Consider the following 21226-nt stretch of genomic DNA (forward strand, 5'->3'; position numbering starts at 1 on the left):
TTGCATGACAAAAACAAAACAAGAACTAGTTTTTCTTCCAGAAATGGCAACTTACAAGCGTAGAAGGAAATACAAATGCACAATTTGTGGAAAAACAAGTTGGTTGCAAGGTAGAAGACCATCAGCTGAAGGCGTTTATTGAAAATGTACGATCACAAATAATTTTTTGAAAAAAAATTACTTGAGAAATTGTAATCAAATTGTGTAAATTTCTTTAGTTTAACCACTGAAAAACAATGAAAATGTCGATCAAAACATGGCAGCTAAACGAAAAGCCGCTCCAAAGAGAAAAGCAGCTCCAAAGAGAAAGGCAGCTAAAAGAAAAACTGCAGCTAAAGCAGCTCCAAAGAGAAAAGCCGCAAAAAGAAAGGCAGCTCCAAAGAGAAAAACTGCAGCTAAGAAAGCAGCTCCAAAGAGAAAAGCCGCAAAAAGAAAGGCAGCTCCAAAGAGAAAAACTGCAGCTAAGAAAGCAGCTCCAAAGAGAAAAGCCGCAAAAAGAAAGGCAGCTCCAAAGAGAAAAACTGCAGCTAAGAAAGCAGCTCCAAAGAGAAAAGCCGCAAAAAGAAAGGCAGCTCCAAAGAGAAAAACTGCAGCTAAAAGACGAAAGTAAACTCGTCAATAAATTAACAATCGTCACAAGGCGAATTGTTTTCCATTTTTCTAAAAACAGTTAGTGTAAACTGTTCAAAAAAATATTTTTCATTAAAAAATTGTGATTTTTTTTTTTTGAAACTTAATTTTTAGAAAACTAGTAAAGATAACTCATTAGTTTAATTTGTTCTTCAGTACTAATGACATTTTTCTCTGTTAGTATTTCTAACAATTCTTTGAACAATGCTTTTTGTTCAGATGACATTCCACCTGATGGACCTTTTTCTCCTGGAGGACCTGGAGGACCTCTTGGACCTGCTGGACCTAACGGACCTTGTTCTCCACGTGGACCTTGTTCTCCGATAGAACCTATTGGACCTGTTGGGCCTCTTTCACCTTGTGGGCCTTGAATTCCTTGTGGACCTTGTGGACCTTTTTCTCCAGAGGGACCTGTTGTTCCTCTTTCACCTTGTGAACCTTGTGGACCTTGTGGACCTTTGTCACCTGGAGGACCTGTTGCGCCTGTTTGTCCTTTTTCTCCTTGAGGACCTAACGGACCTTTGTCACCTTTTTCTCCTTGAGGACCAGGAACGCCTGTTAATCCTTTTGCACCAGCTGGACCTTGTGGACCTTGTGGACCTTTGTCACCGATAGGACCTTCAGTTCCTCTAACACCTTTTTCGCCGATAGGACCCGGAGGACCTATTGGACCTTTGTCACCTGGAGGACCTGCTGGACCTGTTAATCCTTTGTCACCAAGTGGGCCTGGTGGACCTATTGGGCCTTTTTCGCCGATAGGACCTATTGGACCTTTTTCGCCGATAGGACCCGGACCACCTTGAATTCCTTTTTCTCCTTGAACACCTGCTTGTCCTGTTGGGCCTTTTTCTCCCGGAGTTCCAATAGGACCTGTTAATCCTTTTTCTCCTGGAGGACCTTGTGGACCTTTTTCTCCTTTATCGCCAGGGGCACCTCTTAATCCAGATAATCCTTTATCGCCAGGAGGTCCTGTTGGACCTTTTTCTCCTTTATCGCCAGTTGGACCTTTTAGTCCAGTTGGACCTTTGTCACCAATTGGACCAGTTACACCTTTGTCACCTTTTTCGCCAGGTGGACCAGGAACACCTTTGTCACCTTTGTCACCTTTGTCACCAGTGACTCCTTTGTCTCCAGTTAGTCCTTTGTCTCCAGCAATTCCTTTGTCACCAGATGGACCTTTATCTCCAGTTGGACCTTTGTCACCCGGAGGACCTTGTGGACCTTCGGGACCTTTGTCACCCGGAGGACCTACTTGTCCAGGCGGACCTTGTGGACCTTTGTCACCTTCTGGACCTTGTGGACCAGTAGCACCTTTGTCACCTGGAGCACCTTGTGGACCTGGATAACCAGTACTTGTTTTAGTTGTACGTTTTTGTTTTGGAGTTTCAGAAATTGTTCTAGTTTCAGTTGATGTTTGTGTAGTTGATTGAGGTTTTGGTCTTGATAATGGAACATCAAAAACAGAATGTAATGAGGAAAATAGATCTGTAACGACTATCCAAATTGTTTCTAATTCTAATACTGATGAGGGGATTGGATTTTCAGGAGAACCAATAGTTTCAGAAAAAATTCCATCTTTAACTCTAAGATGGAAATTACCCCGCCAAAGAGAAGTAAATTGTTTAGATTTAATTTGTTCATCTGAAGGCCTACTACCAACAATTGCTATTTGGGCTTCATACACACCTGACTGTTTAAATGGTGCCTGGCCTTGGATTTCTAATTTAGACTGAGATGACACAATCGTTTGTTTATACTTCAAGTATTTCTGTATTTAGATCGCATAATTAGGTTCTAAATCAAATAATTTCCAGGCTCACGCAGGATAGTATTTATCTAGATAAAAGGGCATTTTGAGCTAGTGAAGAAACCTTTCGGAAAAAAATCAAAGGAAAAAGAAGAGTACAAAGTAGAAAAAAAGACAGAAGAGACAGCGTTAGTTGATATCGACTATAATCGTAAGAGACTGTTTAAGAAAGGAATCAATTTGATGGCAGATGAAAAACTTGAAGAGGCCATCACAGTATTTGAACAAGCATTAAGAATTGATCCAGATAATGTCGAGACATTATTGAAATTAGGATATGCAAGATTTCATATCGATGATCATCATGAAGCATTAAGAGTTTATGATAGAATTTTAGATATTGACGTTACAAATCCTGAAGCTTGGAATCTAAAAGGATTAGTTCATTATGAACAAAAAAATTATTCTAAAGCTCTTGATTCAGTTGAAAAAGCAATTGAAACAGACCCAACATATGGAATGGCATGGTACAACAAAGCATGTTTCTTATCATTATTGAATCAAGTTCCAGAATCATTAGAGGCATTGAAACGTTCAATCGAAATTGATGTAAAGAATGCTAGAAAATCAATTAGAGACAAAGATTTTGTTAATGTCAGAATCGAAGAAGGATTCAAAAGAATTCAAGAAGTGGTAGTTTTAGAATCAATCAGACAAGGTTATCACACAATTGGTTCAATCGTTTGGACGACATTTCTAGATAAGAAAGATGCAGAAGATGCATTAAGAAAATTATTAGAGAAAGGATTGATTGTCCAAAATGAAAAGAGAGATGGGTTAAGCAGAATTCCAGTATATGATCTTGCACCAAACGTTGCAGAAAAAATGGGTAAAGAAAAGAAAGGATTGTTTGGAATTACAAAAAAGAAATTACCAAAACCTGTAAAGAATCTAAAAGAATTAAGTCAAGCAATTCAAGATGCTAAAGAGGCAATAGAAGAAGAGAATGCAGAAAGAGCAATAGAAGTGTTTGATGAGTTTATTGATCCAAAGAAATCAGGAGAACAGATGATTGAAAATTTCTTTGATGAACATAGAGAGATTAGATTATGGAAAATCAGACTAAAAGATAGAGGTAATGATTACATTGTAGAAAACAAAGAAAAGATGTTGATATTGTTTGATAACGTAGAAGTTACAATTACCAAAAAACTCAGAAATGAAATTTCTTAATTATTCAGCAGAAAGATCCCAATAATTTGCATCTTCTTGTTTTACAGTAGGTTTTTGAAGACTTTTCCATTCTTTGAAAGAACGGACATATAGTTTAGCATTTGGAAGACCTGCAGTCTTTAATGCATAGTATGCCAATCCAGAAAGTGTGCCCACACTGCCACAATAAGTAATAATTTCAGAGTCGCCTGTCACTCCACGATTATCAAGTAAACGTTTCATATCCTCTTTTGGACGTAAAATTTTGTCATTTGATGCAAGTGTTCTATAAGGTAAACTGATCGCACCAGGGATGTGTTGTTCAAGGAAGTTTAATCTCTCTCTATTATCAATCAAAATAACATCATCACGTTGTTTTGCAGTTTCTAGATAATCAGATGTAGCTAAAATATCAGGTTGTAATTTCACAGAGTGTTCTTTACTTTGTACCTCAGGAGTCTGTGAGTCGCTTTCAAGACCAAGAGATTTCCAATTACTATAAGTTGTTTCAAGTAAGCTTACATCAGAATGTCCAAGATATTCCAAAGTCCATGCAACTCTTGATGCCAAGGCTCCAAATGTATCATCGTAAACTACAACACGAGTTTCATCATCAATTCCCATTGAGTTTACCAGTTTAACAACACGTTCAGGACTATCATCTGACAAAAGATTTGCCAAAGGTAAATTCACAGCAGTAGAGATATGATCTTTTTTGTAGTCATCTTCTCGTCTTACATCAATTACTCGAACGCTTTTGTCTCTAATTTCTGAACGTAAAGAGTCCACATCAGTTGTGACATTACCAGATTCTGTCAAGCAGCACATTCACCTTTTCCAGTTTTAGTATGGTAACTAGTGTCGCTTCCATAATCAAGATAGAAATCAGGATCCTCTTCTTTTGTTGGAGGAATTGTTAATGGATCAATTGCTTTTCTAATATCATTGAGAGTTTTAATTTCAGAATCTTCACTGTTAGTTGCAATTCTGTGAATCCAGGATTTTAGTGTGTCATCAGGTTTTTTATGTTCCTTAAACAACTCAATGATTTTCAAAATTACAGGAATCACTCTTTTTGCAGGAACCCTGTGACAAATCTGCCCCAACATAGTATCACCATCAGAACGTCCACCTAACAACATTTGATAATTTGCATACATGTCTTTTCCTACACGTGCACCGCCACCAAAGAATCCTATTGTTGCAATTCCATGTTGGCCACAAGAGTTTGGACAACCGCTAATTTTGATAGAAGCGTCACGTAAATCATCATCTTCATCAAGTTTTAGTTCTAAGAATTTTCTTTGGATTTCTTTAGCTAATCTATGAGAATTTGTCAATGCGAGATTACACGAGGTTGTGCCAGAACAGCCTATAGGGGCAGTCATGGTAAGAGCACCAGATTTTGCCAATCCAACTTCAAGCAGTTTAGAGTACAGACGTGGTAAATCATCCTCATGGACATAACGTAACGCAACATTTTGTACAAAGCCGGCACGGGCCTTACCTTCAGATGAAAAGTCACGTATAATGTCAGCCAATGCATGTAATTGATTTGAAGTGATGTCTCCTGCTTCAAGAGTTATGTAGACAGTTCTGTAATCAGATTGTTTTTGTGTTTCAGTGTTAGTTTTTAGCCATCTTGCATATCCATCAGGAGTTCCACTTCCACTCTCATCACTAATTCTAATTGGTCGTTTGATTTCATCAGGAGTATGATCAACATCAAGTTGTGTGATTACAGATTGAGTAGCTCTTACTACAGCTCTTTCTTTTAGTACAAGGTTTTGGAATTTTTCCCAACCCATATCATTAACAAGATAACGCATTCGATTTCTTGCAAGATTTTTTCTATCACCTAATCTATCAAAGATTCTCATTACAGCAATTGAAGTATAGAGTAAATCTTCTTCAGGAGTAAAGTCTTCTAATTGATGTCCAACAAATGATCTATTTCCTAATCCACCACCAAGAAATATCTTGAACCCTTTTTGCGGAGTTCCATCTACTTCTTTTATTTGAGGAATTAATCCAACATCAACCATTCTTACCATTCCGTGTTTCTCACAACATGTGAAAGTGAACTTGAATTTACGAGGGAGATTTTGAGCCATAGGATTTCTTAAAAAGAATTTTGCAGTTGCAAGTGCATATGGAGTTGCATCAAATTCTTCAGCAGGACAAACACCAGACATTGGACTACACATTACGTTTCTTACACTATTTCCACATGCCTCTCTTGACGTAAGTCCAACCTCAGCTAATTCTCTAAAAATTTCTGAAACATCTTCAAGAATTACCCAGTGTAATTGAATATTTTCTCTTGTTGAAAAATGAGCACTGCCAATTGAATATCGTTCGCTGAGTTGAGATATCTTTTCAAATTGATGAGGATAAATCTCACCTGCAGGAAGTTTAATTCTAACCATTGCATAATCACCAGTCATTCTAGTACCATATGCACCATGTTGAAGTCGGAATCGTCTAAAACTATCTTCGTCGTATTTTCCTTGACGGAATAATTTTACAGTTTTTGCAAAATTATCAGCCTCTTCTATTCTTGCCCAATTAATTTTAGGCTTTGGAGAATCAGCTGTAGATTGTTTAAGATCAGATACTGTCAATACAAAGGAATTTCTTTTGGTTGTGATATAAATTTTTGAGAAAGGGGGGTTTTAGGACTCAAACTTTCAAGGCTGGCAGAATATTTCCTATAATTTTAAGAAAAAATCATTTTACAGATATAGAATAATTAGTAACTCCTAATTTTAGAGATGTGGCAAAGTATTAATGGGTTCTCGACTGGAAATTTTTCATGCAAGAGGCAACTGTAGCAGAGCAATCAACAAAAATATTTACTGACGTACGTGAAGTCGAAATCACACAAGCTATCGCAAATGAATTCCACGAAGTTCTAATCGATAGAGCAGAGTCAGATGTAATCATTATTGGTGCAGGTCCAGCAGGACTTACTGCAAGTAGAGAACTTTCAAACTTGGGTTTCAAAGTTCTAGTTATTGAACAAAACAACTACCTGGGAGGAGGATATTGGTTAGGAGGTTACATGATGAATCCAGTTACAGTCAGAGAGCCAGCACAAAAAATTTGGGATGAATTAGGTATTCCATACAAGAAAGTGAAAGATGGATTGTATTTGACACCAGGTCCACATGCAGTATCAAAATTAATTGCAGGAGCATGTGATGCAGGAGTAAAATTCTTACAATTAACAAAGTTCGATGATTTAGTTCTAAAGAATGGCAGAGTTGCAGGAATTGTTGTTAACTGGATGCCAGTTTCAGCATTACCACGTAACATTACATGTGTGGATCCAGTTGCATTTGAAGCTAAGGTGATTATTGATGCATCAGGTCACGATTCTGTTGCAGTAAAAAGACTAGTAGATAGAGGCTTAGCTGAATGGAAAGGTATGGAACCAATGTTTGTAAACGATGGTGAAGAACACGTAGTTCACAAAACAGGCGAAATATATCCAGGACTAATTGCAGCAGGAATGTCAGTCACAGAAACTCACGGATTAGCAAGAATGGGACCTACGTTTGGTTCAATGCTTTATTCTGGAAAAAGAGCAGCAGAAATTGCTGCTGAAAAAATCAAAGAGTTAGAAAGATAAGCAATCAGACATTTTCTTTCTTTATTGAAAACAAGCAAAATTATCATTTATGACGAACCTACAGTTCCAGAAATTCAGATAAATAAATTAGAAAAATTTCTCAAAGACACATTTCATGTAGACACAGAAGTAAGGAGGAATTTTTTTGAGGATGCTAATGATGAGTTGTTTCAAGAAATCGCCGCCACAAGAATTTTTGAATTAAAAAAACCGTTTTCAAAACACATTCCAATAGAATCAGAGATACAAACAGAAAGAGAAAATATAGACAATTCACAAAGTAAAGAAAAAATTCTTTATGATGGATTTGAATTTCAAAAAGCAGTATCAAAATTCATTCCAACAGAAGAACAACATCAAGAGATCTTACACATAATTTTAACAAATAAACTACCATGTACGTTTGACGAAAGCGATTTCAGATACCATGCAAGGGCATTAATTGGAACAAATCCTTCAATAATTTCAACCACGGGAATAATAGAAGCCCCTGCAAAACCTAAAGAATACTATCTAGAATTAATGACAAATTTTTCAGAAGGGAGTATAGACAAAATTAACGAGAAATACAAAGGAGAATTTTTAGAATATAATGATCCAAGAATATCAGAAATTACAGAAGGGTATCTCTTGCAGGCCATTATGTATTATGAAACAGGTGATGCATTCTGTGAAGACAAAGAATGTAGGTTGTATAATGCACATTGGCAAAAAGATTTGTTTAATTCACAATTAAAAAATAAAAAATTCTGCAGTAAACACGAAAAAAGTTTTAGAAAAATTATTGATCATTCATGAACAGATTTTATATCATTACGAATTTTTTCAGAGGATTTTTTTAGAGAAGAGGATTCAGTATCATCAAGTTTAATTTGTTGTATTTTAGATACCCCGTTTTGATCGATTTTTACAGGAACACCCATTGCAACATCATATTCTCCATACTCACCATCAAGAACGATAGAAGCAGGAATACTGATTTCTTTTTTCTTTGAAATGGCATCAATTACGTCAAAGGTATTTTTGGCAATACCAAACTGAGATCTACTCTTAAAATTACGAAGAGTCCTCCAATAGTTTCTCACATTTTCAGTGATAATATCTCGGCTATCAATCATAGAAAAAAGAGGGTTACCACCAACAGAGACACCAGAAAAAATAGGAACCATAGAATCACCATGTTCGCCCAAAACTAGTGCATTGGAAATAGACGATTGGGGAACAGACAATGTTTCAGAAATATAATAACGAAACCTACTAGTATCAAGACTAGATGCAATACCAATTACTTTGAACCTGGAAAATCCACTAATCTTTTGAAAATAATAAGTTAAAACATCAAGAGGGTTAGAAACCAGTAAAACAATTGCAGAAGGACAATATTGTTTTATTTTTTCTGCAATTTCTTTTATCATTTCAACTTGGAAATCTATATTTTCAGATCTGTCCTTTGTGTAAACACCAACACTTGCAGCAATAACAACAATATCAGAACCCACTAATTCAGAATAATCATCCGTTCCACGAATAGAGAATTTTGAGTCAGCAGGAATTGCACTTGCAACATCAAGAGATTCTCCAATTGCTTTTTCTTTTGTTTTATTTACAAGCAATACATCATCTAGGCCATTTGCAACACAAAGAAATGCAATAGATGCACCGACTCTACCACTGCCAACAATTGAAATCAACCGTATCACCAGTTATTTTACTATAAGAACTGGACACTTTGCTTTTTGAGAAACACCATTTGCAACACTGCCTAAAAGAACCTTATCTAATCCAGTTCTCCCATGAGAACCAATTACAATAAGATCATATTTTCTAGATTTTGCAAATACAACAATATCATTTACAACAGATTTTGATTTTAAAATATGGGATTTTACAGAGACATTATTTTTTTCAGCAATCTCTTCTAGTTTTTCAAGATGTTTTTGAGAAACTTTTTTTTGTTTTTTAATTAATTCTGAATCAGCTCTAGAATCATAATATTTGTGATGCCAAGCATCACCTTCAAGACAAGTTAGTAGCGTAAGTTTTGAATCATATTTTTTTGCAAGATCAACTGCAACCTTAAAAGCTCGAGTAGAATGAGCAGATAAATCAAAAGGAATCAAAATATTCTTAAACAATTTTTCTATGGCTCTCTTTTACGAATACTATCTCTTTGACGTTTATCATCATGTTTTGGCATTTCTCTTTCTAATTTTTTAATTAGTAGATCGCAAATTTTTAGAATATCCCAATCAGATTCAGTATAGATTAATTGATTTTTGGATGTTTTTATTGTTGCAGTAACATCATAATGAGTTCGAGAGCCCTCAGGATTCTGAGATTTTACATCAATTTTGGCCTCAATAATGTCAGGCAATACAGGTTGAACTTTCTCTAGGGCAGCACCAAACTTGGAATACAGAACTTCAGTAGCAGGTTCATCTTTAGACAATCCAATTACGTATAAGGGAATTTTTTCAGTCATGAATATCTCTTAAAATATCAACTTTAAACGGTTATAATAATTATTAAGTGCGATTTTCATCCATGATATTAGAAATGATATATTTAATGAGTAATCAAGAGTTAACCTCATGAACATAAAAAAATCAAATTTAACAAAAATCTTAACAAAACCAATCACAGTAGGACCTAATTCAACACTCGTTAAAGTGCGAGAGTCATTACTTAAGAATAAAGTCAAAAGATTGGTGGTGGTAGATAAAAAAAAGCCCATTGCAGTAATTACAGAAAAAGACATTGCAAAGAAAATTTATGAGTTAGGAAACAAACCAATCAAATCAGTACTTGCAAAAAATTTCAAACCAAAAAAACTATTCACGCTAACTAGAGAAAACACAGTTAGTGAATGTGCAAAAATGATGAAAAAACACAGAATCAGTGTTGTTATAATTTTAAATGAAGATAAAACACTTGGAGGAATTGTCACCAAAACAGATCTAGTCAAAATATTCTTGACAAAAGGTTCTGAATCACTCAAAGTCTCTCAAGTAATGAAGAAGGATTTGATAACTGCATCTCCAAGTGACCCCATACTACATGTCGAAAGTTTGTTGTTAAAATACGGAATATCCAGAGTGGTGATTAAAAGAAATGAAAAACCCGTTGGAATCATAACATTCAGAGATTTTGTACCTGCAAAAATACCACAATGGATAGCAGAATCAGCAGATCCGAAGGAAGTAGAAGAGTACAAATTCAAAAAAGGATTAGAAGAAGGTCACGCCAATCAAATGAGTTACCTTTTTCCATTCCATGCCACAGACATTATGGCTTCAAAACCAATCACAATTGAGGCAGATAAAGAAATCAGAGCAGCAATAACACTTATGATCAAACACGACATCAGTGGATTACCAGTTGTTAAGAATTCAAAATTGGTTGGAATTATAACAAAATCAGATATTGTAAGTGTATTAGCTAGTTGAATTACTTTACAATCAATATAGAACAGTTTGAATGTTGAGCAAGTTTGTTAGAAACACTACCTAACAAAAATCTTGTAACGGCTCCAAGGCCCTTATTACCAACAATTATCAAATCACATTTTTCAGATTTTACAATTTTTTCAATTTCAGAGACAATATTTCCTTCTTTAAGAAGAGATTTTGCAGAAATTCCTTTTTTTGAAAGTGTTTTGTTCGCATCATCAAGAGTTTTTTTTCCAAATTTTCTAAGCATTGTTAGGTACTCTTTACGATCTAGTAAATTGATTGATGATTTTTCTGCAACATAAAGTAAAATGATCTTAGAGTTAAATGCATGAGTAATTTCGCTTGCACGTTGTAATGCTTTTTTAGAATATTTTGAACCATCAAGGGGAACAAGAATTGTTTTAAAATTGTTAGTCATTTCACAACAAGGACTGGTTTTTTGGACTTATGCAAGACATAATTTGAAACACTACCCAAGAACAATTCTTTTGCAGAACTTCTTCCACGAGCCCCAATTACAACTAAATCAATTCCATTTTTTTTATTATTTGCAAATCGTGCAATATCATATCCAGGATCACCAGACAATGCCTTTGAAATTAACTTAATCCCTTTTTTTGCAGCTCGTAGTTTTGCATCATCAAGAGTTTTTTTCAATTCTTTTGAAGAGTTAAAATCTAAAAATCCTAGTGGATGAATAGCATAAATTCCAGGAACAGATTTTACGCTTAAAGCAACAATTACTCCATGAGATTGTCTTGCTATGTGAATAGCCATATCTAAACCTCGAATAGAATTCTTTGAACCATCAAGAGGCACCAAGATTTTCTTAGTTTTAATGACCATGTTCTAAAATGATATAATTGAACATTAAAAGGCTTTAGTAATTATCTGGGATGATTTTCAATTATGATAATTTAGAATTTATATGATATAATTGAAAAAGGTCAAAAAGTCATGGACAACACATTTGTCAATCAAGTAATGAGTAAAAATGTACTAACAGCGGAAAAATCAACATCATTACAAGATGCAGCACAAGAAATGAATCGACTCAATGTCGGTTGTGTTATTGTTATGGACGAATCCAACCCAATCGGGATTGTTACTGAAAGAGATTTTGTAACAAAAGTTGCAGCCGAAGGAAGACCATTATTTACTGAAATTTCAGAAGTGATGTCATCACCTCTGATAACCATAGAACCTGAAGAAACAATTTGGGAAGCATCAGAAATTATGAAAGAAAAATTAATTCACAAACTACCAGTTATGGAAAAAGAACGAATTGTAGGAATTATAACAACATCAGACATTGTTAGAATTTCCAGTGTTGGTTCTGATTCTCAAATGCGTAAAATATGTGATCAGATTCTTATGAGAATGAAAGATGATTAATCAAAAAAGGATATTCACTTAAATTATTGAAATTAAAAGACGAATTACTATGATGGCAGCAGATTCAGGTGCAACAGTACTTGAAACAAATGATGATAATCCAAAAATGCCAGATAAAAAGAAAACAAAATTTGATGTCATAATAATTGGAGCAGGTCCATCAGGATATACTGCAGGAATTTATTGTTCCCGAGCAGGTTATGACACATTAATTTTATCAGGAATATTACCAGGAGGGCAACTAGTAAACACAACAGAGGTTGAAAATTATCCAGGATTTGAGAACGGAATTATGGGTCCAGATTTGATGATAGATATGCGAAAACAATCTCAAAGAATGGGTACTACCATAATTGATGATGAAGCAGTAGATGTAGATTTTAGACGTAAACCACTCAAAGTGTTAACAGCATCAGAAGAATATGAAGGCCGTGCAGTCATAATTGCAACAGGAGCTAATCCTAGAAAACTAGGATTGGAAGGAGAAGAAACTTTTGGTGGAAAAGGGGTTTCATATTGTGCAACATGTGATGGTCCATTCTTTAGAAATCAAGAATTAATTGTAGTTGGCGGAGGGGATTCGGCCATAGAAGAAGCAACTTTTCTAACAAAATTTGCAACAACTGTTCATGTGGTTCATAGAAGAAATGAATTACGTGCAAGTAAAGTTATGCAAGAAAGAGCATTAAGTAATGAAAAGATAAAATTCCATTGGGATTCAGCTGTAATAGATATCAAAGGAGATCAGAAAATGCAACAAGCAGTATTGAAAAATCTCAAAACAAATGAAGAATCAACGTTAGATGTGGGAGGACTCTTTGTTGCAATTGGACATGAACCAAATACAAAATTATTCAAAAATCAAATTGAATTGGATGAGGAAGGTTATGTTGTATTAAAAAATAAAACGCATACTAATGTCGAAGGTGTTTTTGCCGCAGGTGATGTGCATGACAGAAACTACAGACAAGCAATTACAGCTGCAGCATTTGGTTGCATGGCAGCAATTGATGTGGACAAATATCTAACAGAAAGTGCAGACAAACAAGAATGAAAAATGCACAATGCAAAAAATGCTTAAACAAATTTTTTGAAAAAGAAATCTACACAATTCAACAATTCCAATATAGAGAAGAGCCACCATACAAATGGTCATTAGAATATTTTAAAAAAATTGGAATTGATGAATGGGATTCATTTTGTGAAAAGTGCTTGCTAGAATATTCCAAAGAATCCTCGGAGTCTTGGAAGAAATCACAAATCTAAACTCTTTTTTGGTACAAAATATACTAAGTTTTATGACTGAAGAAACAGAAAATAAGAAAAAAATCATGAAAGAGTACAGTGATAAACTGGCAAAATTAGGAATGGATTTGAGTAAGATTCAATTTAGTTACAAAGTAGAAGAAAAGACATCAAAAGAATATTGGCAAAAAAGAATTGAAAGTTTTGAAGAATATAACAATAAAGCTTTAGAATACTATAATCAAGTATTTTCTTTAATCAAAGTTACCAACAAAGAAGAATCAGAAAGATTCCTTTTACAGATTAGTAAATTTCGACAGTTAGGATCATCATTAATGGAGATCATGGAAAAAATCAAGGAAAACCCATCAATTATCAATTCTAAAGACAGACAACAAAGTCAATGGAGTAGAGAAATCAAAAACAACATTACAGAACAAAGTAACAAATGTTTACATCATGAAAGAGACATGAATTCATACTTTAGGGATTTTTATGAAAAACATTTGAAAGATATTTTAGAATAATTAGTATGCCAATTCAGATAGATGTTTTGCATCTTTAAGGCAGTTTTCAAAATGTTCTTCAGACATTACGTTTTGTTTAGCATATACACTCTTGAATTTTCGTCCATCATCAGCAAAAATTCCAACAACACATGCATCCCCTTCAACAGGATATTTTTTCATACAAGCATAAACTGCAGCAGAAGAAGGACTGATCAAGAGTTGATCTTTTTCAAAAACATCCTTTACAACAGAAAATGCTTCTTCGTTATCAACAGATATCCAATCATCAACCACATTCTCTCGTTTCAAAAATAAATCAGGTTTTGCAGATTCTTCAAAATTTCTCCATCCCTGAATGAGATGGTTTTGTTGTGGTTGGCATCCAATGATTTTCACGTTAGGATTTTTTTCTTTAAGAAATGTGCCAATGCCAGTAATTGTTCCGCCAGTACCCACGCCAGTGAAGAAGTGAGTTACTTTACCTTCAGTTTGTCTCCAAATTTCAGGTCCAGTTCCAATGTAATGACCCTTGAAATTTGCCTCATTAGCATATTGATTAGGAGAGTAATAGGTATCAGGTCTCGAAGATGCAATAGATGTTGCAAGGGCAATACTTTGATCAGTTCCTGCACCAACTTTTGGACACAAATCATCACTCGTTTCAAAGACTTTGGCACCTAAATTTCGAATAATATCTTTAGTTTCATTACTTGCCTTTTCAGGAATAACTATCTCAACTTTATATCCCAACAAATTTGCAATTCCAGTTAAAGCGATTCCAGTGTTTCCAGAAGTAGGTTCGATGATAATGCTCTTACCTTTTGTAAGAATTCCTTTTTCTTCTCCATCTTTTATCATCCAATATGCAGCTCTATCTTTTACAGAACCAAATGGATTGTGTCCTTCTAGTTTTGCAAAATAATTCACATTATCATGTGAAAGAGAATTTAATTTTACAAGAGGAGTGTTACCTACACGATTCAAAACATCTGTGTCAGTTACAGTAGTCATAATTTTGGTTATTTCACCTTTTTAATTTGAAATGTAATTACATTTCCATCTTTAGACATATCTAGTAATTCATGACCTTGTCTTGTTACCCATCTAGAGATATCATCTTCAGCTGCAGGATCATCTGCAGAAACAGTTAATGTTTCACCTACCTGCATTCTTTCAATTTCAATTTTGGTCCTAAAAACAGGTTCTGGGCAAAATAATCCAGTAGCATCTAATTTTTTTTCTGTTGATTCAGACATCTTATCTAATTAAAAAAGGACGTTTTGTCATATTAAAATCTATTTGAGTTATTCAGATTAATTATTACTCATAATGCCATTTTAAACATAGTTGTAAGATTCCTATCTTTCATAAAACTAGGATCTTGATTCTGGAAATTGATTTTTTGTGAAATTCTCTTCATTAAATAAATTGCAATTTTGTAAAAAAGTGACCACATATGGCTATTTTGATTTGAATCATAAATTCTCAGTAATAATGTCAAAAGCCATTTTGCATTTGGATAATGTTCAGAAATATAATCAATCAAGTATTCTTTTGAATTATTAATTTTGTATCGTAAATGATCAAGAGTTTCAGTTTGATGAGCATAGCCTGTTTGAGAGATTTCTATTTTCCCATGTTTCATGGCAGATAAAATATCATCAAGATTATTTTCAGAGTCAATCACATTAACACATCGTCCAAGTGTAGACAAAACATGAGAATCACTACCTGCAACTTGAATCATGTTATTATCTAAAGCAAATTCAGTTGCACGGGCATTAGATAAAATATCTACATTATTGCTGTTAAAGACCTCAATCATATCACATTTTTTAGCACCATCACGTAACGCATCAAGTAAACTAAAGGGGTGAGGAGCAGATGAGACACCACCTTGTTTTTGAACTTCATCTATGACTTCCTCAAGAGAGAGACCAGGAGATATCGCATCATGAATTCCATAAGCTAAAACATGTGCACCGGTATCAGTAGTGATTTCTTCAGCAGGAAAAACATCAATGTTTTTGAATTTTGAGTGATTATTTTTGTATTCCAATAATTGGCGATAGCCATCTAATGTGTTGTGATTGGTAACAAAAATTGCATCTAATCCTAAATGATATGATCGCTCAAGTTGATCTCGTATAGAAATATCGCAATCATATGGAGGTTCATCATCACCTACATGAAAATTTGAAAAAGAGTTATGACAATGTAATTCAGCATTTATTGGCATTTTCAAATAAAATTTTTCATCTTTAGGTAATAATCTTATGGAATTACAATGGTGAATTATCTAAAAAGATCTTCATCCTCAGGACGAATTAATTCATTAATTTCATGTTCACCTTTCTGAAAGGAATAATTACGAATTATTGCTACAGGTGTTTTCAATGTTTTACCCATAACTAATTCAGATGCAGCAGAAAGTTCATCTGCAATTGCAATTGCCGTAACTCGCAAAGTTTTTCCGAATGTATCTCGAGTTCCCTCATAGTCAGTTATTGGAGACAATCCAGAAATACCTATAGCACAATTTGTTTGTCCCATTCTAAATGGACGACCAAAAGTATCAGATATTATAACAGCAACATCTTTTTTTGTAAGTCCAAAAATTTTTTCACGTATGGTTTTAGCAGATATATCGGAATTCAGAGGCAATAATGTTGCATACCCTTCTTTTACATTACTTTCATCAATACCAGCATTAGCACAAATTGCACCATCGTTTGTTTCAACAATCAAAATTCCATTCTTCATACGGATGATTCGTTTTGATTCAGATAAGATTAATTCAATGATCCTAGGATCTTTTTGGTATTGGGAACTAATTCCTTCAGAAAGTAATGAGGGCTTTACGGTGGATAAATCAATCATGCGTCCTTCTTGTTTTGAAATTATTTTTTGAGCAATAACCAAGATATCGCCATCCTGAAGTTGATTTGAAGAAGTAATTAATTCCGAAATATCATCTGAAGGTTCAATCTCTTTTTCGATATGAACAGGTATAATTTCCAATTATAATATGTCGTGATTAGGACTAAAAAATTGTTTATGCAGGGGTTGGAGCTTCTAGTTCTAATTTGTAATGTTTGTTAATAATATCCAAAATTTTTGAAAGATCTTTTTCTTCCAAAGTAGTAGTTGCCAAATCTTTTACCAAATCTTGTGCACGGTATGCAATTCCCAATCCACAAATATCAAATAATTTAACATCATTTGCCCCATCTACAACACAGACAATATTTTCTTTCTTTTCACCCCATTCTTCAATTTTGATTCGGGCAGATTTTGATTTATCTGAATCAACATTGATTTTTACTCCATCAAGTTTACCATCTTTGAAAATTAACTCGTTTGAATAAACATAATCCAATCCTAATTCTTCTTTTAATCTGTCCATCATCAAGGTGAATCCACCTGAAACAGCCATCAACTTCCAACCAGCAGCCTTTAATGCTCTACATGCTTCCTTTGCACCAGTCATGATAGGCAATTCATCTGACACTTCTTGACATGTTTTTTCATCAAGACCTTTTAGAGCAGCAACGCGGGTTCGAAGTCCTTCTTCCCAGTTAATTTTTCCCTGAATTCCTTGTTTTGTGATTGCCCAAATTTCATCTTGTTTATTCAGTTTTTCTGCAAGAATAGGAAGATATTCTTCATCATACAATACACCTTCAACATCAAAAATTACTAACAATTGATTTCTGTTTTGCAAAAATTTGCTAATTATATTAAAGTTTAAACTTTTTTGAGATCCAAAAAACGCTAGTAATAAATCACCGGAGTTAATGGTATAGTCATGGGCGAATTAGAACACAAATACGAAGTAGATATCAAAGAAAGAGAAGGACGACAAAAACTGCCAGATGACGTAAAAGCAGAATTAAAAGTATCAGGTATGATGGACGATAAAGGAAAATTGAAATTAAAAGGTGTGAGTCCAAAAATGCTCAAAAGAATGAAACAAGAATTTGTAGAATGTCCAGTTCTAAAAGACGACATACACTTTATCCAATGTTTCGTATGTCCAAATTTCCAAAGTAGGGTTACAGGACAAGTACTCTGCAAAGGCGATAAATTATAATCAAAAATTTCTCACGAAAGGCTCATTAGTTAATTTATTCTGAGAATTTTAGTTTGAGTAAAGAAGATGTAGGAATTACAGTTTCAAAAAAAGATGATTTCAGTGAATGGTACACTCAAGTTGTACTAAAAGCCAAATTAGCAGATTATGCACCAGTAAAAGGACTAATAGTGCTCAGACCAGATGGGTATTCTATTTGGGAGTCGTTAAAAAATACATTTGATAAAAAATTTGCAAAAAACGGAATTAGAAATGGATTTCTTCCAGTGTTGATTCCTGAGTCACTGTTGGGAAAAGAACAAAAACACTTTGCAGGTTTTAATCCTGAAGTTTTTTGGGTAACACATTCAGGGACAAATGAAATTGGGGACAGATTAGCATTAAGACCAACATCTGAAACATTAGCATATACTTTGTATTCAAAATGGATTCAAAGTTGGAGAGATTTGCCATTAAAAATTAATTTTTGGAATACTGCTTTACGTGCAGAAATTAAAGCAACAAAACCATTTCTAAGAACATCAGAATTTTTGTGGCAAGAAGGACACACAGTACACACAACACAAGAAGAAGCAGAAGAAGAAGTAATGAAAATTTTAGAAATTTACAAAAATACTGTTGAAGAAGAATTAGCAATTCCAGTCACAACGGGAAAGAAAAGTGAGAAAGAAAAGTTTGTGGGAGCAGTATATACAACAACAATGGAATCCATAATGCCAGATGGTAAAGCACTACAAATGGGTACATCACATTTCTTAGGACAGAATTTTTCAAAACCATTTGAAGTAAAATTTGCAGACAAAGACAATGTGGAGCATTTTGCATGGCAAACATCATGGGGAGTTTCATGGAGATTAATTGGGGCAATGATAATGACACACGGCGATGATCAAGGCCTTGTGTTACCACCTAAAGTTGCACCAATACAAGTAGTAATTGTTCCAATTTACAGAAATGATGAAGGTAAAGACAAAGTATTGCCAAAAGTAAAAGAAATACAAGAAAAATTAGAAGCAAAAGATATTCGTATTCAGGTAGATGACCGAGAAGGATTATCTCCAGGTTACAAATTCAACGATTGGGAAATGAAAGGAGTTCCAATACGCATAGAGATTGGACCAAAAGATATTGAAAAACAGAGTTTTGTTGTTGCAAAAAGATACAATCGTGAAAAAATTAACTTGGGACTAGAAGAGATAGAGAAAATTCTTTCAGTTCTAGACGAGATACAAAAAGCCATGCTTGAAAATGCACGAGTGCAATCAAAAGAAAATACAAAAGATATTTCAAATTATACAGAATTTAAATCACAAATTGAGGTGGGGGGATTTTTCAATGCACCTTGGTGTGGAAAATTAGAATGTGAAGAAAAAATAAAAGAAGAAACAGGTGCAGATATACGGGTAATCCCATTTGACAGTAAAAATACTGATTTGAAATGCATGTATTGTGGAGAAGAAAGTAAATCAGTGCCGATTTTTGCTAGAGGATATTAGTTATTTTCAATAGAACAAATATTCATTATTTTCTGTGCAGTTTTGTCAATATCCACAGTCGGTTCAGCAGATACAAAGAGAACATAATCACCCAATGCAAAAGTGAATGTAACAACATTTTTTCTTCTTGCAGCAGCATAACTTACGGGTCCTAAATTCTCATCAAAATCTTGTCTAGTTCTAATTCTCAATACAGCTTCAATGAACATTTTTTTACGTTCTTCTTCATTTTTTAGAGGTTTTACATTGTCACGAAATGATCCTGCAACTAAATTTCCCATCATATCTAAAAATCCTGCAAAACGAATTTCAGGTTCTTTGAGCAAAAGTTCACATTTGGAAGATAAAGAATCATCTGACACGAATTTATAAAAAGAAAATAGGAATAAAAGAATTTTCAAATTTTCAGTAAGGAACACAGGATCAGATATAATAGTGGAAAAAACTGATTAGCAATTGTGACTAGCAATCCACAGTTAGAGGAAAGAAAGCCACTCTTAGAGCAATTCAGAGAGACCAGAAGTAGAACTCTAGAATTAGTAAAAACTTTAGAAAAGGATGATTTTGTGGTTCAAACTGCATTTTTCATGAGTCCGCCAAAATGGCACATAGGTCATGTTAGTTGGATTTATGAAGCAATTATGAGTAAATTGGACAAAAATTACGAATTTTATTCAAAAGAATTTTCAGAATATCTTAATTCGTACTATCAACAATTTGGAGTTCCACACGATAAAGGATTGCGAGGAGTAATTTCAAGACCCACAGTTGATCAGATTTTTCAATATTTCAATACAATCAATCAAAGAGTAGAGAAATTTATTGAAACCCAATCTTTGAATGATGAAGGAGTCAAATTAATCACAATGGGATTCCATCATGAATGTCAACATCAAGAATTGTTAGTGTATGATTTACAGCATCTTCTTGCAGAACAATACAGACCAGTAAGAAAAAACCAAATTCAAAAACAAAACAATGTTGAAAAACAAACTGTCGAAATAAAAGGCGGTTTATACACAATGGGATTTAATGGAAAGGGATTCTGTTATGACATTGAGCTTCCAGAGCACAAAGTTTACCTTAATGATTACAAAATAGATGTTTTTCCAGTTACAAACCAACAGTATTTAGAATTTGTTGAGGATGGAGGATATGAGACATACAAGTATTGGTTATCAGATGGATGGGAAAAAGTAAAAGCTAACAAATGGAAATCTCCAATGTATTGGGAGAAAATTGACGGTAAATGGCATGTCAGAGACTTTTTAGGAATCAGAGAGATAAATCCAAACGAACCAGTATGTCACGTTAGTTTCTATGAAGCTGATGCATATTGTAAATGGGCAGGAAAAAGATTACCAACTGAAGCAGAGTGGGAAAAAGCTGCTTGTTGGGACGAGAACAAACAAGAGAAAACAATTTTCCCATGGGGAAATGAACAAGCAACAGAGAGAAAATGCAATTTACTTGAGTCATATCATTGGGGATGTACAGAAATAGGAACATATCCAGAAGGAAAAAGTCCTTCAGGCTGCCAACAAATGATTGGAGACGTATGGGAGTGGACATCATCAGAATTCACAGGATATCCAGGATTCAAAACAGGATTTGATGAATACAATGACAAATGGTTTACAAATCAAAAAGTTTTGAGAGGAGGTTCATTTGGAACACCAAAAATGTCAATTCGTGGAAGTTACAGGAATTTCTTTAGATTAGATGAAAGATGGTTATTTTCAGGTTTCAGATGTGTTGAAGATATCTAGTTATTCACAAGCAAATAATGATATTCTTCGTAAAGACTAGAGCC

27 protein-coding genes are annotated in these 21226 nt (G+C 34.2%); 13 read left to right on the forward strand and 14 right to left on the reverse strand.

Annotated elements, in window-relative coordinates:
- Positions 1-4: 4 nt before the first annotated feature.
- Together Nisw_RS09055 and Nisw_RS01485 are read left to right on the forward strand one after the other, a co-directional pair.
- Positions 5-142, forward strand: a complete 138-nt coding sequence (locus Nisw_RS09055; RefSeq protein ID WP_182126834.1) for a hypothetical protein — start codon at positions 5-7, stop codon at positions 140-142.
- A gap of 114 nt (positions 143-256) precedes the next feature.
- A complete protein-coding gene (locus Nisw_RS01485; RefSeq protein ID WP_141975885.1) occupies positions 257-610 on the forward strand; it encodes a histone in 354 nt (117 codons plus the stop codon).
- 138 nt (positions 611-748) lie between these two features.
- On the opposite strand, the gene Nisw_RS01490 is transcribed toward Nisw_RS01485, so the two are convergent.
- On the reverse strand, positions 749-2371 hold the full coding sequence (locus Nisw_RS01490) for a collagen-like protein (RefSeq protein WP_141975887.1): 1623 nt from the start codon (positions 2369-2371) through the stop codon (positions 749-751).
- 120 nt (positions 2372-2491) lie between these two features.
- On the opposite strand from Nisw_RS01490, the gene Nisw_RS01495 reads away from it, so the two are divergent.
- Positions 2492-3610, forward strand: a complete 1119-nt coding sequence (locus tag Nisw_RS01495; protein ID WP_141975889.1) for a tetratricopeptide repeat protein — start codon at positions 2492-2494, stop codon at positions 3608-3610.
- Here Nisw_RS01495 and Nisw_RS01500 read toward each other — a convergent pair whose 3' ends face one another.
- Positions 3611-4408, reverse strand: a complete 798-nt coding sequence (locus Nisw_RS01500; protein WP_141975891.1) for a sulfurtransferase — start codon at positions 4406-4408, stop codon at positions 3611-3613.
- A complete protein-coding gene (locus Nisw_RS01505) occupies positions 4405-6213 on the reverse strand; it encodes a nitrite/sulfite reductase (protein WP_141975893.1) in 1809 nt (602 codons plus the stop codon). The genes Nisw_RS01500 and Nisw_RS01505 overlap by 4 nt, the downstream gene beginning before the upstream one ends.
- A 191-nt stretch (positions 6214-6404) precedes the next feature.
- Here Nisw_RS01505 and Nisw_RS01510 point away from each other — a divergent pair, with 191 nt between their 5' ends.
- Both Nisw_RS01510 and Nisw_RS01515 read left to right on the forward strand, forming a co-directional pair.
- Positions 6405-7223, forward strand: coding sequence for a sulfide-dependent adenosine diphosphate thiazole synthase (locus tag Nisw_RS01510; protein ID WP_141975895.1), 819 nt, complete (start codon positions 6405-6407; stop codon positions 7221-7223).
- Between the two features lie 24 nt (positions 7224-7247).
- On the forward strand, positions 7248-8021 hold the full coding sequence (locus Nisw_RS01515; protein ID WP_141975897.1) for a DUF6775 family putative metallopeptidase: 774 nt from the start codon (positions 7248-7250) through the stop codon (positions 8019-8021).
- On the opposite strand, the gene Nisw_RS01520 is transcribed toward Nisw_RS01515, so the two are convergent.
- From Nisw_RS01520 to Nisw_RS01530, 3 genes are read right to left on the reverse strand one after another with little or no spacing between them, the layout of a single operon-like run.
- On the reverse strand, positions 8012-8914 hold the full coding sequence (locus Nisw_RS01520; protein ID WP_141975899.1) for a malate dehydrogenase: 903 nt from the start codon (positions 8912-8914) through the stop codon (positions 8012-8014). The two genes, Nisw_RS01515 and Nisw_RS01520, sit on opposite strands and share 10 nt — an antisense overlap.
- Positions 8915-8926: 12 nt before the next feature.
- Positions 8927-9358 (reverse strand): universal stress protein, encoded by a 432-nt coding sequence (locus tag Nisw_RS01525; protein WP_255430811.1) that lies wholly within the window; start codon positions 9356-9358, stop codon positions 8927-8929.
- Between the two features lie 5 nt (positions 9359-9363).
- The gene (locus Nisw_RS01530) at positions 9364-9705 is read right to left on the reverse strand and encodes an HPF/RaiA family ribosome-associated protein (RefSeq protein WP_141975902.1); all 342 of its coding nucleotides are present in this window, start codon (positions 9703-9705) and stop codon (positions 9364-9366) included.
- A gap of 109 nt (positions 9706-9814) precedes the next feature.
- Here Nisw_RS01530 and Nisw_RS01535 point away from each other — a divergent pair, with 109 nt between their 5' ends.
- Positions 9815-10669, forward strand: a complete 855-nt coding sequence (locus tag Nisw_RS01535; protein WP_141975904.1) for a CBS domain-containing protein — start codon at positions 9815-9817, stop codon at positions 10667-10669.
- 1 nt (position 10670) lies between these two features.
- On the opposite strand, the gene Nisw_RS01540 is transcribed toward Nisw_RS01535, so the two are convergent.
- Positions 10671-11093: a universal stress protein gene (locus Nisw_RS01540; RefSeq protein ID WP_141975906.1), complete on the reverse strand. Its 423-nt coding sequence runs from the start codon at positions 11091-11093 to the stop codon at positions 10671-10673.
- Complete coding sequence (locus Nisw_RS01545; protein ID WP_141975908.1) at positions 11090-11521, reverse strand: universal stress protein; 432 nt, start codon at positions 11519-11521, stop codon at positions 11090-11092. Before Nisw_RS01545 ends, Nisw_RS01540 begins: the two co-directional genes overlap by 4 nt.
- A 111-nt stretch (positions 11522-11632) precedes the next feature.
- Between Nisw_RS01545 and Nisw_RS01550 the strand changes: the two genes are divergently transcribed.
- The 4 genes from Nisw_RS01550 to Nisw_RS01565 are packed head-to-tail and all read left to right on the forward strand — an operon-like array spanning position 11633 to position 13842.
- Entirely contained in the window at positions 11633-12070 is a 438-nt protein-coding gene (locus Nisw_RS01550) for a cyclic nucleotide-binding/CBS domain-containing protein (protein ID WP_141975909.1), read from the forward strand.
- A 49-nt stretch (positions 12071-12119) separates the two neighbouring features.
- A complete protein-coding gene (trxB, locus tag Nisw_RS01555) occupies positions 12120-13124 on the forward strand; it encodes a thioredoxin-disulfide reductase (protein WP_141975911.1) in 1005 nt (334 codons plus the stop codon).
- Entirely contained in the window at positions 13121-13336 is a 216-nt protein-coding gene (locus Nisw_RS01560) for a hypothetical protein (protein ID WP_141975913.1), read from the forward strand. Before trxB ends, Nisw_RS01560 begins: the two co-directional genes overlap by 4 nt.
- Before the next feature lie 32 nt (positions 13337-13368).
- Complete coding sequence (locus tag Nisw_RS01565) at positions 13369-13842, forward strand: hypothetical protein (RefSeq protein WP_141975915.1); 474 nt, start codon at positions 13369-13371, stop codon at positions 13840-13842.
- On the opposite strand, the gene Nisw_RS01570 is transcribed toward Nisw_RS01565, so the two are convergent.
- From Nisw_RS01570 to serB, 5 genes are all read right to left on the reverse strand, one after another.
- Positions 13843-14835, reverse strand: a complete 993-nt coding sequence (locus tag Nisw_RS01570) for a cysteine synthase family protein (protein ID WP_141975917.1) — start codon at positions 14833-14835, stop codon at positions 13843-13845. It lies immediately after the preceding gene.
- An 8-nt stretch (positions 14836-14843) separates the two neighbouring features.
- Positions 14844-15080 (reverse strand): sulfurtransferase TusA family protein, encoded by a 237-nt coding sequence (locus tag Nisw_RS01575; protein ID WP_141975919.1) that lies wholly within the window; start codon positions 15078-15080, stop codon positions 14844-14846.
- Positions 15081-15148: 68 nt separating this feature from the next.
- Entirely contained in the window at positions 15149-16063 is a 915-nt protein-coding gene (locus tag Nisw_RS01580; protein WP_141975921.1) for a PHP domain-containing protein, read from the reverse strand.
- A 56-nt stretch (positions 16064-16119) separates the two neighbouring features.
- Positions 16120-16845 carry a coenzyme F420-0:L-glutamate ligase gene (gene cofE, locus Nisw_RS01585; protein ID WP_141975923.1) on the reverse strand — a complete coding sequence of 242 codons (726 nt, stop codon included), beginning with the start codon at positions 16843-16845 and terminating at the stop codon, positions 16120-16122.
- Between the two features lie 34 nt (positions 16846-16879).
- Positions 16880-17530, reverse strand: a complete 651-nt coding sequence (serB, locus tag Nisw_RS01590) for a phosphoserine phosphatase SerB (protein WP_141978437.1) — start codon at positions 17528-17530, stop codon at positions 16880-16882.
- Positions 17531-17632: 102 nt separating this feature from the next.
- Here serB and Nisw_RS01595 point away from each other — a divergent pair, with 102 nt between their 5' ends.
- Together Nisw_RS01595 and proS are read left to right on the forward strand one after the other, a co-directional pair.
- Positions 17633-17917, forward strand: coding sequence for a hypothetical protein (locus Nisw_RS01595; RefSeq protein WP_141975925.1), 285 nt, complete (start codon positions 17633-17635; stop codon positions 17915-17917).
- A gap of 53 nt (positions 17918-17970) precedes the next feature.
- The gene (gene proS, locus Nisw_RS01600) at positions 17971-19413 is read left to right on the forward strand and encodes a proline--tRNA ligase (protein ID WP_141975927.1); all 1443 of its coding nucleotides are present in this window, start codon (positions 17971-17973) and stop codon (positions 19411-19413) included.
- Here the strand turns inward: proS and Nisw_RS01605 are convergent.
- Positions 19410-19775: a DUF6659 family protein gene (locus tag Nisw_RS01605; protein WP_141975929.1), complete on the reverse strand. Its 366-nt coding sequence runs from the start codon at positions 19773-19775 to the stop codon at positions 19410-19412. The two genes, proS and Nisw_RS01605, sit on opposite strands and share 4 nt — an antisense overlap.
- Before the next feature lie 96 nt (positions 19776-19871).
- On the opposite strand from Nisw_RS01605, the gene egtB reads away from it, so the two are divergent.
- Positions 19872-21182, forward strand: a complete 1311-nt coding sequence (gene egtB / locus Nisw_RS01610) for an ergothioneine biosynthesis protein EgtB (RefSeq protein ID WP_141975931.1) — start codon at positions 19872-19874, stop codon at positions 21180-21182.
- The last annotated feature ends 44 nt before the right edge of the window (positions 21183-21226 follow it).

Origin of the sequence: Candidatus Nitrosopumilus sp. SW, from assembly GCF_006740685.1 — an archaeon.
Taxonomy (GTDB): Archaea; Thermoproteota; Nitrososphaeria; order Nitrososphaerales; family Nitrosopumilaceae; genus Nitrosopumilus.

Coding starts and splice junctions, on each gene's coding strand:
- Nisw_RS09055 (WP_182126834.1), top strand. CDS start 5: ATGACAAAAACAAAACAAGAACTAGTTTTTCTTCCAGAAATGGCAACT.
- Nisw_RS01485 (WP_141975885.1), top strand. CDS start 257: ATGGCAGCTAAACGAAAAGCCGCTCCAAAGAGAAAAGCAGCTCCAAAG.
- Nisw_RS01510 (WP_141975895.1), top strand. CDS start 6,405: ATGCAAGAGGCAACTGTAGCAGAGCAATCAACAAAAATATTTACTGAC.
- Nisw_RS01530 (WP_141975902.1), bottom strand. CDS start 9,705: ATGACTGAAAAAATTCCCTTATACGTAATTGGATTGTCTAAAGATGAA.
- Nisw_RS01535 (WP_141975904.1), top strand. CDS start 9,815: ATGAACATAAAAAAATCAAATTTAACAAAAATCTTAACAAAACCAATC.
- Nisw_RS01540 (WP_141975906.1), bottom strand. CDS start 11,093: ATGACTAACAATTTTAAAACAATTCTTGTTCCCCTTGATGGTTCAAAA.
- Nisw_RS01545 (WP_141975908.1), bottom strand. CDS start 11,521: ATGGTCATTAAAACTAAGAAAATCTTGGTGCCTCTTGATGGTTCAAAG.
- Nisw_RS01550 (WP_141975909.1), top strand. CDS start 11,633: ATGGACAACACATTTGTCAATCAAGTAATGAGTAAAAATGTACTAACA.
- trxB (WP_141975911.1), top strand. CDS start 12,120: ATGATGGCAGCAGATTCAGGTGCAACAGTACTTGAAACAAATGATGAT.
- Nisw_RS01560 (WP_141975913.1), top strand. CDS start 13,121: ATGAAAAATGCACAATGCAAAAAATGCTTAAACAAATTTTTTGAAAAA.
- Nisw_RS01565 (WP_141975915.1), top strand. CDS start 13,369: ATGACTGAAGAAACAGAAAATAAGAAAAAAATCATGAAAGAGTACAGT.
- Nisw_RS01570 (WP_141975917.1), bottom strand. CDS start 14,835: ATGACTACTGTAACTGACACAGATGTTTTGAATCGTGTAGGTAACACT.
- Nisw_RS01575 (WP_141975919.1), bottom strand. CDS start 15,080: ATGTCTGAATCAACAGAAAAAAAATTAGATGCTACTGGATTATTTTGC.
- Nisw_RS01580 (WP_141975921.1), bottom strand. CDS start 16,063: ATGCCAATAAATGCTGAATTACATTGTCATAACTCTTTTTCAAATTTT.
- Nisw_RS01595 (WP_141975925.1), top strand. CDS start 17,633: ATGGGCGAATTAGAACACAAATACGAAGTAGATATCAAAGAAAGAGAA.